This window comes from Nostoc sp. LEGE 12454 (assembly GCF_056620565.1).
This window is the reverse complement of the sequence record NZ_JBWQXL010000035.1, coordinates 1-15,203: the sequence shown is the minus strand read 5'-3', so window position 1 is coordinate 15,203 and position 15,203 is coordinate 1. Positions and strand designations below refer to the sequence as shown.

Annotated in this window: 14 protein-coding genes; 7 read left to right on the top strand and 7 right to left on the bottom strand. The window is 39.0% G+C overall.

Annotated elements, in window-relative coordinates; genetic code table 11:
* Positions 1 to 93: 93 nt before the first annotated feature.
* From AC1F2U_RS25995 to AC1F2U_RS25975, 5 genes are all read right to left on the bottom strand, one after another.
* The gene (locus AC1F2U_RS25995) at positions 94 to 1,479 is read right to left on the bottom strand and encodes a glycosyltransferase (protein ID WP_480263757.1); all 1,386 of its coding nucleotides are present in this window, start codon (positions 1,477 to 1,479) and stop codon (positions 94 to 96) included.
* Positions 1,480 to 1,609: 130 nt separating this feature from the next.
* Positions 1,610 to 1,831: a hypothetical protein gene (locus tag AC1F2U_RS25990; protein ID WP_480263715.1), complete on the bottom strand. Its 222-nt coding sequence runs from the start codon at positions 1,829 to 1,831 to the stop codon at positions 1,610 to 1,612.
* Between the two features lie 609 nt (positions 1,832 to 2,440).
* On the bottom strand, positions 2,441 to 3,166 hold the full coding sequence (locus tag AC1F2U_RS25985; RefSeq protein ID WP_094351973.1) for a response regulator transcription factor: 726 nt from the start codon (positions 3,164 to 3,166) through the stop codon (positions 2,441 to 2,443).
* A gap of 191 nt (positions 3,167 to 3,357) precedes the next feature.
* Entirely contained in the window at positions 3,358 to 3,738 is a 381-nt protein-coding gene (locus tag AC1F2U_RS25980; protein WP_094351974.1) for a sulfite exporter TauE/SafE family protein, read from the bottom strand.
* 276 nt (positions 3,739 to 4,014) lie between these two features.
* Positions 4,015 to 5,337 (bottom strand): D-alanyl-D-alanine carboxypeptidase, encoded by a 1,323-nt coding sequence (locus AC1F2U_RS25975; protein ID WP_334700542.1) that lies wholly within the window; start codon positions 5,335 to 5,337, stop codon positions 4,015 to 4,017.
* Between the two features lie 575 nt (positions 5,338 to 5,912).
* Between AC1F2U_RS25975 and AC1F2U_RS25970 the strand changes: the two genes are divergently transcribed.
* From AC1F2U_RS25970 to AC1F2U_RS25955, 4 genes are all read left to right on the top strand, one after another.
* Positions 5,913 to 6,749, top strand: coding sequence for a sulfite exporter TauE/SafE family protein (locus AC1F2U_RS25970; protein ID WP_094351976.1), 837 nt, complete (start codon positions 5,913 to 5,915; stop codon positions 6,747 to 6,749).
* Between the two features lies 1 nt (position 6,750).
* The gene (locus tag AC1F2U_RS25965) at positions 6,751 to 7,131 is read left to right on the top strand and encodes a DUF1634 domain-containing protein (RefSeq protein ID WP_094351977.1); all 381 of its coding nucleotides are present in this window, start codon (positions 6,751 to 6,753) and stop codon (positions 7,129 to 7,131) included.
* 343 nt (positions 7,132 to 7,474) lie between these two features.
* Positions 7,475 to 7,912 (top strand): RrF2 family transcriptional regulator, encoded by a 438-nt coding sequence (locus tag AC1F2U_RS25960; protein ID WP_334700543.1) that lies wholly within the window; start codon positions 7,475 to 7,477, stop codon positions 7,910 to 7,912.
* A gap of 19 nt (positions 7,913 to 7,931) precedes the next feature.
* A complete protein-coding gene (locus AC1F2U_RS25955) occupies positions 7,932 to 8,198 on the top strand; it encodes a type III secretion system chaperone family protein (RefSeq protein ID WP_094351979.1) in 267 nt (88 codons plus the stop codon).
* A 403-nt stretch (positions 8,199 to 8,601) separates the two neighbouring features.
* Here AC1F2U_RS25955 and AC1F2U_RS25950 read toward each other — a convergent pair whose 3' ends face one another.
* Positions 8,602 to 10,527 carry a transglycosylase domain-containing protein gene (locus tag AC1F2U_RS25950; RefSeq protein WP_480263714.1) on the bottom strand — a complete coding sequence of 642 codons (1,926 nt, stop codon included), beginning with the start codon at positions 10,525 to 10,527 and terminating at the stop codon, positions 8,602 to 8,604.
* Positions 10,528 to 10,828: 301 nt separating this feature from the next.
* Between AC1F2U_RS25950 and AC1F2U_RS25945 the strand changes: the two genes are divergently transcribed.
* From AC1F2U_RS25945 to AC1F2U_RS25935, 3 genes are all read left to right on the top strand, one after another.
* Positions 10,829 to 12,229, top strand: coding sequence for a sensor histidine kinase (locus tag AC1F2U_RS25945; RefSeq protein WP_480263713.1), 1,401 nt, complete (start codon positions 10,829 to 10,831; stop codon positions 12,227 to 12,229).
* Between the two features lie 132 nt (positions 12,230 to 12,361).
* Positions 12,362 to 12,739, top strand: coding sequence for a response regulator transcription factor (locus AC1F2U_RS25940; protein ID WP_480263712.1), 378 nt, complete (start codon positions 12,362 to 12,364; stop codon positions 12,737 to 12,739).
* Positions 12,736 to 14,163 (top strand): sensor histidine kinase, encoded by a 1,428-nt coding sequence (locus AC1F2U_RS25935; RefSeq protein ID WP_480263711.1) that lies wholly within the window; start codon positions 12,736 to 12,738, stop codon positions 14,161 to 14,163. Before AC1F2U_RS25940 ends, AC1F2U_RS25935 begins: the two co-directional genes overlap by 4 nt.
* Positions 14,164 to 14,392: 229 nt before the next feature.
* On the opposite strand, the gene AC1F2U_RS25930 is transcribed toward AC1F2U_RS25935, so the two are convergent.
* Positions 14,393 to 15,203 (bottom strand): universal stress protein (locus AC1F2U_RS25930; protein WP_480263710.1); only part of this gene is annotated, 811 nt, incomplete at its 5' end.

Genomic DNA, 15,203 nt, shown 5'->3' with positions numbered 1-15,203 from the left:
TTTCCCTCTGCTCTTGTTAGGCTCCGCTCGGTACAAGTTACAGCAAGCCTGCTCCCAGGAACAACTGCGCTCTTTAAGCGGACACGATATCATTTAACTGGTTGCCCACTGCACAATGTCATTAGAAAAAGAGTCAATTAATTTTTCTAGAGCTTTAATTTCGTTGGATTTCAAAACTTTTGACTTCAATAAATTTTGGATTTGTCTTTCTAAATCTGGAGTTAACTTTTTAGTTTGAATAATTTCTTGAACAAATGTATCAAGTGTTAAAGATTGATAGAGTTCGTGAACTTGGGCGGCAACTCCCTGAGTGCTAAAACGAGACTGAACCCAATTTTGTGCAGCATTGCCATAGCTTTCTTTGAGAGTTGGGTTTTGTAATAAACTGTGAATAGCGATCGCCAATGCTTTACAATCACGAGGAGGAACTAAAAATCCGGTTTCACCATGCACCACCGTATGCTGCAATCCTCCCACATTACTCGCAATTACGGGTGTTCCAGCTGCCATTGCTTCAATCGCCACTAAACCAAAAGGTTCGTAGTAACTCGGTACAACGCAGATATCCCCTGCGGCATAGTAAGCAGGTAACAGCGCTTGAGAAATTCGTCCAGTGAAAACTGTAACTGCTTCCAATCCCAGGTCATTCACTAAAGTTTCAATGCGTTGTTGTTCTTTGAAGTCTGCACCATCTTCACGGCAACCACCAACTAGATAGAGTTGAAATCCTGAAGGCAAATTGGCGCAAGCTCTTACTAGGGTTTCAACTCCCTTGCGGGGGTCAAAACGTCCTACATACAAGATTATCTGAGAATCTGCATCAATTCCCAACTGTTGGCGAGCAACTTCTTTACTTACAGAACCAAAGTGTTGAGTATTAATCCCGCAGGGAATGACTTTAATACGACCATGTTGCGAAATTAACTGACGTAAATCTTCCGCTTCTTGAGGGCTAGTCGATATTACATAATCTGCTTGTTCTAAAATTGCCCTCTCCACACAATTACGAATTGCAGCAATCTGCGGTGGATTTTCCACATTACCGTATTTAACTGCCCCTATAGAATGATAGGTATGAACTTGAGGTAGTCCCAATCGAGATTTAAGTTCCAATCCTACCCAAGCAGAAAGCCAATAGTTAGTGTGAATCAAGGCATAGCTGCGCCCTGTTCGTTGTTGAAAATTCAGCCAGGCTTCTACAAATTCTGGTAAATATTCAAATAAATCGTTTCTAGTAATGAATTCTGCTGGCCCAGCATTTAAACGAATAGTGCGACACCCTGGTGCTAATTCCACAATTTCTTCTTGGTCGGGGTATTCGCGTCGGGTAAACATATCAACCTGACAGCCGCGTTTTGCTAATGCTAATCCCAATTCTCGCACATAGACATTTTGACCACCTGCCCCTTCTTTACCAATTTCAGCTGTTGGGTCGCCATGAACTGAAATTAGGGCATAAATGGGTTGATAATTTGGCATTTCTGAAGCAGAATTTTCTAGAGATTTAACTAAATTTAAAAAAGTAAGAGTATTCATAATCAAAATTCACTATGGTATGTGGTACAAAAATTCACAGCTAGGTAACTTGGAGAAAAAATTATTTATTAAGTTACCTATCATCAAAAGAAACGTGTAAAAATCTTCTAGGAAACATAACCGAATGGCTTCTACTTAATTCCTTATTATTTTGAGAGCATTCTGGAAGAGAATCAATTAATAACCGTATTGCTTGATGAATTGATATTTGATTATCTCCTGCATAACCTCTAAGCTTGCGATGCTCTTTATTGGTAATAACAATATTGGAAATATTTATTGAAAAATGGGGCATAAAAATTTCCTTAAAACTGAAAGAAACTTACCAAAATACTTTCGTTCCAAGATGTTACATTTTAGAAGTTGAAATATCGGTGAGAAATCGGTGAGAAATCGGTTACTAATAAAAAAATGTTATTTAAATTAATTTCTATCTCATTTGAAAATATCAAATATCTAATAGTTAAATTTTAACTAAACGCGGCGATTACGTCGCGTTACCTATAGCAAATAGAACTTCATAAAACTGAAAATTCAATATAAGTTTGACACTATGGTAGCACTCAATACTTCTCGGTTAAGGGGGAAAGAGAAAGAAAAAACCTTTAACCCTTTACCCCAAACCCAATTTCTAGTTAAAAATACTTCATCGAGAAGTATTGTGGTGAAACTTATTCTCAGCCATCCAAATATTTCAAAATAGAAATATCTAAAAATAGGGTAATTATGTATTTTTTAGTTTAGTTAAATAAAAATTAAAATTCTCCAAATCAATAATTAAATAGATTTGGAGAATAATAGTGTTCTAGTGTAAAAGAAGAGGTTAATTTCAGTAATGTAATTGAAGTATAACAATCAGTTGTGGAGATAAGGGGCAAATATAAGGTAGAAATCGGTTAGTTTTCTAAAGCTGCTTTAAGCGATAGCCTAGTCCATGAACTGTCTCAATAAAATCATCGGCAGCACCTACGTCTTTAAGTTTATACCGTAAACTTTTAATGTGAGACTTAACAGTTTCTTCGCTCGGAGGGTCATCAAGTGACCAAATGCGCTCAATAATTCCGGCTCGACTTAGCACCCGCCGACCGCTAGAAACCATTAGTTCTAAAAGAGCAAATTCTTTAGGTGTTAGATGTAAAGGCTGGTCAGCATAAGTGACTTCATAAGTGCTGGAATTTAAACGCAAACTACCCCAACCAAAATCTGAAGAAGATGTTGCGGCACTATTGCGGCGCAATAGGGCGCGAACACGAGCCATTAACTCTGGCATTTCAAAAGGTTTGACCATATAATCATCTGCCCCAGCATCCAAACCAGTAATTTTGTCACCAAGGGTATCGCGTGCTGTTAACATGAGTACAGGTATTGTGTTATTGCGCGATGAGCTGCGCCCTGATGTAGGCGATGGGCTATGCCCCACCATAGGCGATCGCAACCGTTGACAAAAACTTACACCATCTAACTTGGGCAAAGTAATATCTAGTACCACCAAATCATATTCCAACACTTTGATGCAATCCCATGCTTCCTCTCCATCTTGGGCTATATCTACCACATATTGACGGTCAGTTAGGGCTTCCATCAGCATCTCTGCTAGCTGAACATCATCTTCGACTACCAAAATACGCATTGTGATAATATTTCTATATTAAAAAATAGATAATACTATATTTTTTTAGAAAAATAACTTTCCAATCAGGTTTATTATAATAAAGTGAGTTAGACAGGGGAACAACTTTTATAAGTAAGAATCCCTAAATCTGACGATGACAAGGAGTAAATAAGATGTATTTTGTGATGTTCTTGAACAAAATTACTGAGTTATAAAGTGGAATCGCCTACATTTGTAAACAGTACTCTGATAGCACTAACAAGCAGTAAAACTCCAAATATTCTCGCCAATATCACATTAGATAATCCTGTTCCTATTTTAGCACCCAGCCATCCACCTAATACAAAACCCAAGCAGAGCAATCCTGCTATTTTAAAGTCTACATATCCTTGCTTGTAGTAAGTCCAAGCAGCCAAAATATCAATCGGAGGAACAAGCAAAGCTAATGTTGTACCCTGAGCTTGGTGTTGAGATAAGCCAAACAGAAAAATTAAGGCAGGCAGAATAATTATGCCGCCGCCAATTCCAGTTATTCCGCTTACTATTCCTGCAATTAGTCCCAAAATTAGACAAAGTAAAATGTTATCCATAGCTTTGAAAATCCTTGATTTGCTACAAAAGATTAAAATATTTACTTTCTCTAGGCTAGAAAAAATATTTGATAAAAATTTGTCATTGTTATGAATAAGCTATGACATTTTTATAAGAATTCGATATAAATGCATCTACCATATTAAAAATTAATAATCAATTATTTTTACCCTGTACTTAGTACTAAAAGCGTTTACATTCTTGATTATTTATTGTTAGATTATACCTTGAAAGCTTAGTTCAGACTCATACTCCAGCTTTAGTTTTTGAAAAGGCTAGTTTCTAAATAAAATTTCATTCCGACTGTCTACACCGATTTGAGGTAAAGAGTTCATCGCTAAGTGGGGAGTTAGGATACTAGGAACTACTTGAGGTAGTTGCAACTGTTTGATCAAATTTTGCAACAGTTTATCTTGCTCAGAACGGAAACCTGCTGGGTTTGTGCCACGGTTCAGAATTGCAAACCAGACCAAACCGCGATCGCGTGTAGGCATCACACCAGCTAAACTACTGACATCATGCAATGTCCCAGTTTTAATTACAGTCGCAACAGGAATATGTCTGCGGTGAATTGTCCCCCGATGATCCAACCCGGAAGTGAGAAATAAGTCAGCCAAATTCATCTGATGAGCGACTGCTTCCCGCTCTAGCGCCATGAACATTGCACAAATTGCTCTAGGGGAAATGCGATTTTCTGGGCCTAGTCCAGAACCATTGATTAATTGAATTTCTGACTGTGGTACTCCAGCAATATTAGCGGCTGTTGATTGGACTACACTAAACCCTCCCACTGACTCTGCTAGCATCTCTGCCATATCATTGTTACTGAAAACGTTCATCTCCTTGATAAGTTGTTGTAAAGGCAAAGACCGGTGACGCACTAACAAATTTTGTTGGGGAGTCGATTGTAAATCTACTTTAACAGTACCCGCAATTATGACTTGTGGTTTTGGTGTTCCCTTGGGCATAGTTGAGTAGTGGAAAATAACAGAGCGATTCCATTTAGCATAATTTAGTGCTTGTTTAAGCATTTGACCTGCCAAGAATGGATAACGCTGGAAATTCATGGCGAAGTTACCACTAATTACTAAATTACCCTTCACCTGTTTAATGCCCATTTGGTTGAGAGTATTACCAAGAGCGATCGCTTCTTCCCACACAAACATCGGATCGCCACCGCCAGTAATTATTAAATCGCCCTGCAAAACCCCATTTACTACCGGGCCAGTAGCGCTTACCAAAGTCTCAAATTGGTGGTCTGGCCCCCAGGTTTTGAAAGCAACTAATGAGGTAGCAATTTTGGTTAAAGAGGCAGCTGGCAGAGGTGTTGTACCTTGGTGATTAGCCATAAGCATTGGCCCCGACTGTATCCAAATCCCTTGGTTTTCTTTCAAATTCTGTGCTATCAGTTTTGATGTGATTAGCTCCTTGAGATATTCTTGCACTGTAGTGTTTCCAGATGGATTCGGATCTGAGGCAAGAACCAAGCTAGGACTAATTTGCCAAGCTAGTGCATCTAAAGCATCTAAATAATTGATTTGGATTCCAGCTTTTTGTAGCCACAGCGTTACTAAGCCTGAACCTAATAACTCAAGCATAATTTATTCCTCTCTAATATGGGATTACGTGATTTGCTATGCTAAATTCTTCCGTCTTATAATTCGACTAGTCAATTCTTATGAATCAGCCTCATCAATTCAATAAGATGCCAACAGTCAGAAACTTTTACTTAGATTTACTTCACCAGCTTTACTGCAAACTGTACTTAAGACTATAAAAAAGAGCATATTTGATCGAATGTAGAGAATATCTGTTAAGAAAACATCCACAAGATAACAGTCATCTGTGACATAGTTATGACCAAGTTATGACCAAGTTATGGCATAAATGTGACGTTCACAAAACTACTATATTTGGCTGGCTTTACAGTAGTTTAGCTGGTTAAATATCTGTTTAATCAATTTGATCAAAATTTAGCGGAATAGACTATAGACAATTTGTAATTTTGACAGTTTTTCAATGCTTATATATACAATATAATTAAAAAGTTTTATTGAATTAATAAGAAAAAATATTTGTTTTTATAAATGAAAAAATATAAAGTAAAACCAACTAACCAGTGTGAAACTAATTGGTGTATTAACCCATAAAACCAAATAGTGGAGAATAAACCTTGAATACTCTGGATTTTTCGCTATTAGTATGGTTTGGCTCCTTGAGCGCTGGATTTTTAGGAGCCTTGACAGGCTTGGGTGGTGGCGTAGTAATTGTTCCTTTTCTATCTGTAGTTTGTAGAGTGGATCTCCACTATGCTATTGGTGCTTCCTTAGTATCTGTAATTGCTACATCTAGTGGAGCAGCTTCTGCTTATGTAAAGGAAGGTTACACTAATATGCGGCTAGGCATGTTCCTAGAAATAGCAACAACCTTTGGCGCTGTAGCTGGAGCGGTTGTGGCAGCGAAGATTTCTACTGGAGCGATCGCTATTGTGTTTGGGATTGTTTTACTTTATAGTGCGTACCTATCTCGTAAACCCTACTCCGAAAACATCGATAATTTACCGCCAGATCCCCTGGCAACACGCTTGAAGCTAAATAGTACTTATCCAACTTCTACGGGAGAACAATCTTACAACGTGCGCGGTGTTCCCTTTGGATTTGGGCTAATGTTTATAGCTGGTGTACTTTCCGGCTTGCTAGGTATTGGTTCGGGAGCGCTCAAAGTGCTGGCAATGGATCAAATAATGCATATTCCATTCAAAGTTTCCACAACTACCAGCAATTTCATGATTGGAGTAACAGCAGCAGCTAGTGCAGGAATATATCTAAACCGAGGTTATATCGACCCCGGATTAGCAATGCCAGTGATGTTGGGAGTACTGTGTGGTGCTGTATTGGGGGCGCGAGTACTTGTCAGAGCCAGGGTACAACTTTTGCGAAATATTTTCAGTGGTGTGATTTTGGTACTGGCGCTGGAAATGATCTACAAAGGTCTAACTGGGAGGCTTTAAAATGGTTCTAAACAGACGTACTAAGTTTGAGCAGCGTTTTGAGCAATTTATTGGCAATCTGTTAAGAGTCGGGGTCATCCTTGCTAGCGTTCTGGTTCTAACGGGTGGAATTTTGTACTTAATTCGCCACGGGACTGAGGTTCCTAATTACCAGTTTTTTCGGGGAGAACCAGCAGAGTTTCGCACTCCAGCTGGGGTAAAAACATCAATATTATCAGGTCGTAACCGAGGCATTATTCAACTAGGATTACTGCTACTGATTGCTACTCCAGTTATGAGAGTGGTTTTTTCTCTGTTAGCCTTTGTTCGACTCAAAGATTATACCTATGTAATTGTGACTCTAATTGTACTGGCTGGGCTGATTTACAGTCTCATTGGATAAAATTCTTAGATAGGTCTAAGTTGGCTTAGTATTACTTATGTTACTCTTGTACAAAGAATACATACTCCTGTCTCTCTTATGACAAGCTGTTGGAGCCAAGGGAGCAGAAGGCGAAGGGTACAAGGAAAAAATAATAGTTAGTACAATACTTTCTTTAATAGCCTCAAGAGTTTATTAGAACAGTGTTAGAAGTTGAAAACTTGCATACATACCTTGAAATTACTATTTTGTCAATCATTCTTGTTTATCTTTTTGAAAAAAAATCAAAATAGCTCGTATTACTTTATTACTTTAGAGTTTAGATAGAATTACAAGTTTAAAAGCTTGTATAGTATCTAGCCTGATGAGACTACCAAATAAATTTGAATACTCACTTCTAGCGATGTTGGCATTGGTAGATTCCTACCAGAATGGCGATCCAATGCAAATTAAACAAATAGCAGAGCTAAAAGGTATACAAAATCGCTACTTAGAACAACTACTGGCAACATTAAGATGTCAAGGTTTAATTAATAGCATACGTGGCGCTAAGGGCGGCTACATCTTAGCACGTGACCCCCGAAAAATCACAGTTTTAGATGTTTTGACTGCCATAGAGAGAGTAGAGATTGATGCACCTGCCAACAATACAACTATTGAAACTATGGAATCGGGCATAGTGGAGGAAGTTTGGCAAGAAGCCTGTCAAGCAGCTAACTTCGTTTTCCAAAAGCATTCACTCCAAGACCTTTGGGAAAGACGGTCTAAACGTCAACAAAGAGAACTTATGTACTATATATAAAAAGGTAAATATTGTAACAATGTTTAACAATAATCTTTTTTCCGAACCTTTTGGTGAAACAACTGACGTGGAAATTTGGCTTAGTCGGGCTGGGCTAAAATTTGAAGACTTAGGTAATGATGTCACTAGTATAGCCATTCGTAAGCAATGGCGGGAATATCAAGCGGCAGTGCAAAGATGCTGTGCAACCTTCCATCAACCACCAGAACGTGTTCAACTGAGTGGCATTTATCAAAAGTTGAGAATACCTAGTAGTGAAGCAATGAGGTATAAAGTTCTTAATTAATTGGTGATCTAGCGATGCGGCACTTAAGCAGCAAGACAGTAGTAGCTTCTGGGTGAGGAGGGTAACTTCCTTGCTTACACTCAGATGTTGTTTGCGTCCATATATTTTTTTGATGCTATTATAGCCTACATCGATGGAAATCATCGTTGCTGCTTCCACTGGTTGACTATCAACTGCCGCTTCTGATGGACTAGAGCGTGTCATCAATTTAAGCAGATAACAGAAGCAGCTAAATAAATTGCACCATTTGGCTTATCCTAAGAATCCCTGATTCCAGTTTATCTAATTGATGACACGCCCTAGATATAATATGTGGCGCTCTAAATTATACTTTTTGGAGCCTGAAAGACTTGCTGTGAGGTTTTCATCTGGAAAAATTAAATCCTCTCAGCTTAGAACATTTTCAATTTGATTTCGGACGAGGAAAATTAGAAGGTGGCTGAAACTTTTCTACTGGTACATCCTTAAGTGCCTTCTGCATAAAATCACGCCAAATAGGAGCAACCATACCTCCGCCTGTCGCGTGGTTAGATAATTGTCGGTTGTTGTCCCTTCCTACCCAGATGGCAGTCGTTAACTGCGGTACAGTACCAATAAACCAAATGTCCTTCTCTGAGGAGGTTGTACCCGTCTTTCCCGCAACTGGACGACCTATATCTGCACCTCTACCAGTTCCTTCTTTAATTACCGTTTGCATCACGTCTAAAGTTGCTGCTGATGCCCAAGGGTTAAGCACTAACTGAGGTTTAGGAGTATTATCTATTAACACATTACCACTACCGTCAGTAACACGGGCAATAATCGTTGCAGGCGATCGCCAGCCGTAATTAGCAATAGTTGCATAAGCACTAGCCATTTCTAACGGTGTCACACCGATTGCACCTAGCGGTAAAGAACTCACAGGTAACATTGGACTCATAATTCCCAAAGTACGGCAAGTTTCAATAACTTTATTCATACCCACAGCTTTGCCAATCTTGATTGCAGGAATATTACGAGACAGAGCCAGAGCAGTGCGAACTGGTATTGCTCCCATAAAGCTATTATCGTAGTTTCGGGGAGAATACCAACCATTACCGTCACGGTAACTAACTGGAGTATCTAGAATTGTTGTACGTGGTGTAAATTTACCACTAGCAAAAGCAGTATAGTAAACAAACGGTTTAAAAGAAGATCCTGGCTGACGGTGGGCTTGAGTTGCTCGATTAAATTCGCTAGTTTTTGAATCTACGCCACCCACTAATGCTTTAACAAAATGTGTGCGAGGATCAATTGCCACTAGAGCCATTTGGTTATTATTTAATCCCTGACGTTCAAGGGTTCGATGCCACTTCTTAATAGTTTTTTCTGCCATCATTTGGAAGCTAGTATCAACTGTGGTTTGTACATGCATTCCGCCTTTCAGCAATGTTTCACGCCCAAACTTTTTAATTAATTCCTGAGCTACTGTGTTGGTAACGTAGGGCAAAGCGCTACCTTGAAATGACCTAATTTCACCAAGTTTAATTTTTTGTTTGAGGGCATCATTATACTCTTGTTGGCTAATCCAATTCAGTTCTAACATTCGCCCCAATACTTCTTTTTGTTTTTGTTTTGCCAACTTCATGCTGACAAACGGGCTAAATTCTTCTGGAGCTTGAATCAAACCGGACATCATTGCTGATTCGCCCAAAGTCAAATTTTGTGCTGATTTTTTAAAGTAGGTGCGTGCTGCTGTTTGAACACCATAGTTATTGTGACCCCAGTAAACTTGATTGAGGTACATTTCTAATATTTCATCTTTACTAAGAACTTGCTCTAAGCGAATTGCTAATACTGCTTCTGCTATTTTTCGGGTAAAAGCACGTTTTTGAGATAAGAAAATATTTTTCACCAACTGCATGGTGATTGTAGAACCACCCTCTCGGACTTCTCCAGATGCAAAATTGACTAATGCAGCACGTCCAATACCACCGGGATTAATACCATGATGCTCATAAAAGCGACTATCTTCACTAGCTAATACTGCCCGTTTTAAATTTGGGGATATTTGATCTAAAGGCACTACTTGGCGATTAGCTTCCCCGTGTATACGCGCTAAAAGCTTGCCTTTAATATCATAAATATAAGTTGTTTCTGAGGGTATAAAGCTTCGTAGTTGTCTAACATCTGGCAGATCGCGGAAACTAATGGCTAAACCAACTAACCCTCCAGCTAATATAGAACTTGATAGCATCGTAATTGATAGGAGTGTGCCACCAGTTACTTGACCGACTTTTTTCAAAAACTCAGAAATAGGTAAAGTCTGAACTTGTGATTGTTTCTCTACAAAAGTTTTAAAGGATGACACGGCAATTTGATTTCCTCAATTATTAAATTTTGGTTTTACCTATATAAATATAAAGAAAATAAAATTTCTCCAAATAAACATTTAAATTTATTTGAAGAAAAGTTAGTGTGATGCATAATTGCATAAGGAGTTATTTTAAATAGCATTTTAACAAATAGCTGTGGAGATAAAGGGCAAAAATCGGGTAAAAATCGGTTAGTAAGAAAAATAATTTTGAACTAAGCTTTTATTGGAAAAATCTTTACTTTGATGTAAGGTCTTGGATAAGATATGGACTCTGAACCATTAATTGATTTTTTCTATGAAATGGTCGCTGGAAAGGAAATGGATAACCTCTGGCTTTGGCTTGAGCTTATTATTAATGGGTGTAGCTAGTATGATTTCTTACCAGAACGCTACTCAGTTAATTACAAGTAGCAATCAAGTGAAGGACACACATGAGGTAATGAAAAATGTTATTGACATCTTCGCTACACTAACCGATGCAGAAGCCGGACGCAGGGGTTATATTCTTTATAGAGAGCAATCAGAACTCAAACGTTACTATCAGGCAATGCAAAGCCTGGATGCCAAAGTCAAAAAGTTGCAGCAACAACTTGCTGATGACTCTTATCAACAGCAGCAAATAACGAAGCTGAAATTCCTAATTGCTCAAAGAGTTCAATTATCTAAACAGTCGATTAACCTCAAAGAAGTAGGTAAATCAAGCTTTGCTATTCAAGCACCTCTACTTACTCAAAGTAACCAAAACCGTAATCAAATCCGCGAAACGCTTACCCAAATGCAAGCTAGGGAGGAACAGTTACTGCAAATCTCAGTCAGACATTCCCAAGAGAATATCCGTAACCGGATGTTGATTGAATTCCTCGGTACTTTCTTGAGTTTTGCCATTTTATTAGGAGTTTATGCGTTACTTTATCAACAATTAGTGAAGCGCCAAGAAGCAGAAGCTATTCAACAAACTTTAGCTCAAGAAAAAGAACTTAGCGAATTGAAGTTACGCTTTTTTTCAATGGTATCCCATGAATTTCGTACACCATTGAGTATTATATTAGGGTCGGCTCAACTATTGGCTCAAAGTAATCAGCAGTGGACGGAAGAGAAGAAACTTAAAAATCTGTATCGCATTCAATCTTCAGCTAGGTCAATGAACCAGTTACTAACCGATATTTTAACTTTGACTAGGGCAGAAGCTGGGAAATTAGAATTTCATCCAGAACTGATAGATTTGGAAGCATTTTGCATTAATTTGATCGAAGACCTCCAATTTTCTAATCAACAACATCATACTATTAAATTTATCAGTCAAGGTAACTGTACTCATGCCAAATTAGACGAAAATATACTTTATTCTGTTCTGAGTAACTTACTCTCAAATGCAATTAAATATTCACCTCCAGAGGGAAGTATTTTCTTAATTCTTAGTTGTGAATCATCCGCAATATTTTTCCAAGTTAAAGATAATGGGATAGGAATTCCTGGCGAATTTAAAGAGCATTTATTTGAGCCTTTTCATCGTGCTAATAATGTAGGCAAGATTGTTGGCAGTGGACTAGGACTTGCTGTGGTGAAAAAGTGTTTAGAAATACATCATGGAGAAATTTATGTAGATAGCGAAGTAGGAGGTGGAACAAGTTTTACGATAAAATTTTCCCAACAAGGAACAGTAATAATCAAGAGTAAATTAAGCAGTCATGATTAAACTTAAACCTTCTTGGTGATAAGGTTTTCATCCTTACTATTTAACAAATTAATTTCGAGAGGAAGATGTTACAAATATATCTGTTAATACAAAATATTATTATAAATAACTCCCGATAATTGAGAATAAACAATGCCACACGTATTACTTGTAGATGATGAAGCGGCTCTTTGCGACAGTCTCAGCTATACACTACAAAAAGAAGGTTACACGGTAACTACAGCCGCCGATGGACATAGTGCAATCAAACAGTTTCACAAACAAGTACCAGATATAATTTTGCTTGACTTGATGTTACCAGTAGTTGACGGTATGGAAGTTTGCTGGCGGATTCGGGCATTTTCCAATGTACCTATTGTGATGCTCACAGCTAAAGATGAGGATATTGATAAAATTTGGGGGTTAGAAGCAGGTGCAGATGATTATATTACTAAGCCTTTTAACACCCGCGAACTACTAGCACGTATCAAAGCAGTATTGCGTCGTCGTTCTGGGGAGCAGCCTTCATGAGAGGCTGGATACCTGGGATTAAATTAAATACAATTTATGCCAAGTTGTTAGGCACATACCTGATGCTAACAGCTTTTGGAACGTCACTGATGGCAGGTTATATCCTTTGGTCGTTCCATGATTATTTTATGCGATCGCGGCAAGTAGATTTGGATAACTGGACGAGTGCATTAAGCGAAAGTGTTGCAGATGCACTAGAAGAAAAAGATATTAAACAGGTAAATTTACTGGTGCAACGGTATGGCGCACCACAAACTGTAACACTACGTGTTTTTAGTCAACAAGGCAGTTTATTAGCCACTTCTGACCCAAAGTTAGACAGCCAAGTTAAGGATTGGTTTCAGGTTCCGGGAATACGGGAAGCTCTACAAAATCATGTAAAACAAGGAATCGCCAAAGGCGTTTTATCAAACGACGATCGCCTCTATATTACCAGACCTATTGAGCGTAACGGTCAATTGTTGGGCATAATCCGAATGTCTATGACTTTGGAGCAGCTTCAGCAACAGTTTGCTACGGTAATTTGGAGTATTTTGGGAACCCTAGCAATAACAATTCTACTATGTGCATTAATTAGCAGTCGGTTTGCTCGCAGTCTTTCAAAACCAATTGAGATTATGCAGAATTTTGCTATTCGCTTGGGTGGCGGTCATTTTGGCGATAAGTTGACCATCCATGAGAACAATGAGTTAGATCAATTGGCAACTGAACTCAACCGGATGAGTGAGCGGTTAGCTTCCTTAGACAAAGAGCGACGGGTGTTTTTAGCCAATGTCTCCCATGAACTGCGTACCCCTATCAGTAACGTTCAGGTGACAGTAGACGCACTCAAAGCTGGAGCATCTGAAGAACCAGAATTACGCGATCGCTTTTTTCAAACTATCGAAAGCGAAATCAAGCGTTTATCACGATTGATTCATGACTTGCTGGATTTAGGACGTTTGGAAGCAGGAGTTACTGAACTAGAAAAGCAAGCTATTTCGCTGGATGGATTGATTAACCGTGCTGTTAATGCATTAGAACCGCGAATGCGAACTCTGAGAATTTCTACACAGGTGAACGTGGGAAATCTAATAATTCAGGGCGATCCAGAGCGACTATTACAAGCGATCCTTAATTTGTTGGATAATGCGATTAAGCACTCACCAGCCAATTCTCAAGTATCTATTTCTGGATACAGCCAAGGCAAACAAGCTATTATTCAAATTCAAGACCAGGGAAAAGGCATAAAAGACGGTGATTTACCCAGAATATTTGAGCAATTTTATACAACAGACCCCGCACGCAAAGGTAGTGGCAATGGTCTGGGGTTAGCAATTTCTAAGCGGATTATTGAAGCTCATCAAGGCAGTATTATCGCCAGCAGCACACCAAATCAAGGGGCAACTTTTATTATATACTTGCCGATAATTCGTAATTCGTAATGACGCTCCTGCGTCGCTAACGCTGTGCTAACGTAATTCGTAATTCGTCATTTGTAATACTCTACGGGTAGGGTTGCGCCTATATAATTAACGCCGTGTGGGACTTTATCTCAGACCTAACCCCCAACCCCTTCCCTACTAGCGTTGGCGAGCAAGAATCAAAGCCTCTCGACCTTTCGGGGAGAGGAATGGAAGTGGGGTTTCAAGAATAAGTCGCACATCGCGTTAATTAAGTTTTGACCATGATAACCGTACAATTACTCTTGCGAGAAATATTCTCGGCAATATTTCCTTGAATCGCTTGTTGCAGTAGACTTTCACGGCTAGCTCCCAAGACAATCACATCACTGTTGTCAAGTTTTGCACAATTAAGAACAGCATCAGAAACAGAACTGGCACGAACTGGAGTAGCCATCACTTTACCGCTAACTCGGCGTTGCAGAAAGCGAACAGATTTATCTAATAATGTTGTGTCAGGAATCGAGTTAGTCGGCTGGAAAACCTGACATAGCTTGATTTGTGGTGATGTACTTAAAGAAGCAAGAGCTGGTAATAACTTAATTGCTTGGCTGGAGTTAGGGCCGCCTGCCATTGGCAACAACCAACGGTCAAAGGATCTTTTATCATCTAATTTAGCCAAGATAACATCACAACCTGCCTGTCTAATTATGGTATCCACCACTCGGCTAAAAACTCTACCAGGAGTTGATGTACTGCCTTTCCATCCCATCAGCACCAAATCAATATGTCGTTCTTTGACAGTCTCCAAAATTGCCCCAGCAACATTATGGGCAACTCGGATCTGGGTGTGAACGGGAATCCGCGAATTCTCTCCTAAAAGTATTGCCCGTTGCAAAAGTTGAAGACTTTTGCTGATTTGTACTGGTGTTTCCGATGGGATGCGGCTAGACGGAACGATAATCACTTGTAGGCATTCTATTTCGTAATTGCGATCTTTGGCGATCGCAACTGCCATTTCCAATAAAGTCTCGGCTGTCTGAGGATGTGAAAGTGGTACTAGTAACCGTCCTTTACCTGTA

Excerpts from the sequence above, each read along its gene's own strand:
- AC1F2U_RS25980 (WP_094351974.1), bottom strand. The coding sequence starts at position 3,738 with ATGGATAACATTTTACTTTGTCTAATTTTGGGACTAATTGCAGGAATA.
- AC1F2U_RS25985 (WP_094351973.1), bottom strand. The coding sequence starts at position 3,166 with ATGCGTATTTTGGTAGTCGAAGATGATGTTCAGCTAGCAGAGATGCTG.
- AC1F2U_RS25965 (WP_094351977.1), top strand. The coding sequence starts at position 6,751 with ATGGTTCTAAACAGACGTACTAAGTTTGAGCAGCGTTTTGAGCAATTT.
- AC1F2U_RS25955 (WP_094351979.1), top strand. The coding sequence starts at position 7,932 with ATGTTTAACAATAATCTTTTTTCCGAACCTTTTGGTGAAACAACTGAC.
- AC1F2U_RS25995 (WP_480263757.1), bottom strand. The coding sequence starts at position 1,479 with ATGCCAAATTATCAACCCATTTATGCCCTAATTTCAGTTCATGGCGAC.
- AC1F2U_RS25940 (WP_480263712.1), top strand. The coding sequence starts at position 12,362 with ATGCCACACGTATTACTTGTAGATGATGAAGCGGCTCTTTGCGACAGT.
- AC1F2U_RS25945 (WP_480263713.1), top strand. The coding sequence starts at position 10,829 with ATGAAATGGTCGCTGGAAAGGAAATGGATAACCTCTGGCTTTGGCTTG.
- AC1F2U_RS25975 (WP_334700542.1), bottom strand. The coding sequence starts at position 5,337 with ATGCTTGAGTTATTAGGTTCAGGCTTAGTAACGCTGTGGCTACAAAAA.
- AC1F2U_RS25935 (WP_480263711.1), top strand. The coding sequence starts at position 12,736 with ATGAGAGGCTGGATACCTGGGATTAAATTAAATACAATTTATGCCAAG.
- AC1F2U_RS25990 (WP_480263715.1), bottom strand. The coding sequence starts at position 1,831 with ATGCCCCATTTTTCAATAAATATTTCCAATATTGTTATTACCAATAAA.
- AC1F2U_RS25960 (WP_334700543.1), top strand. The coding sequence starts at position 7,475 with ATGAGACTACCAAATAAATTTGAATACTCACTTCTAGCGATGTTGGCA.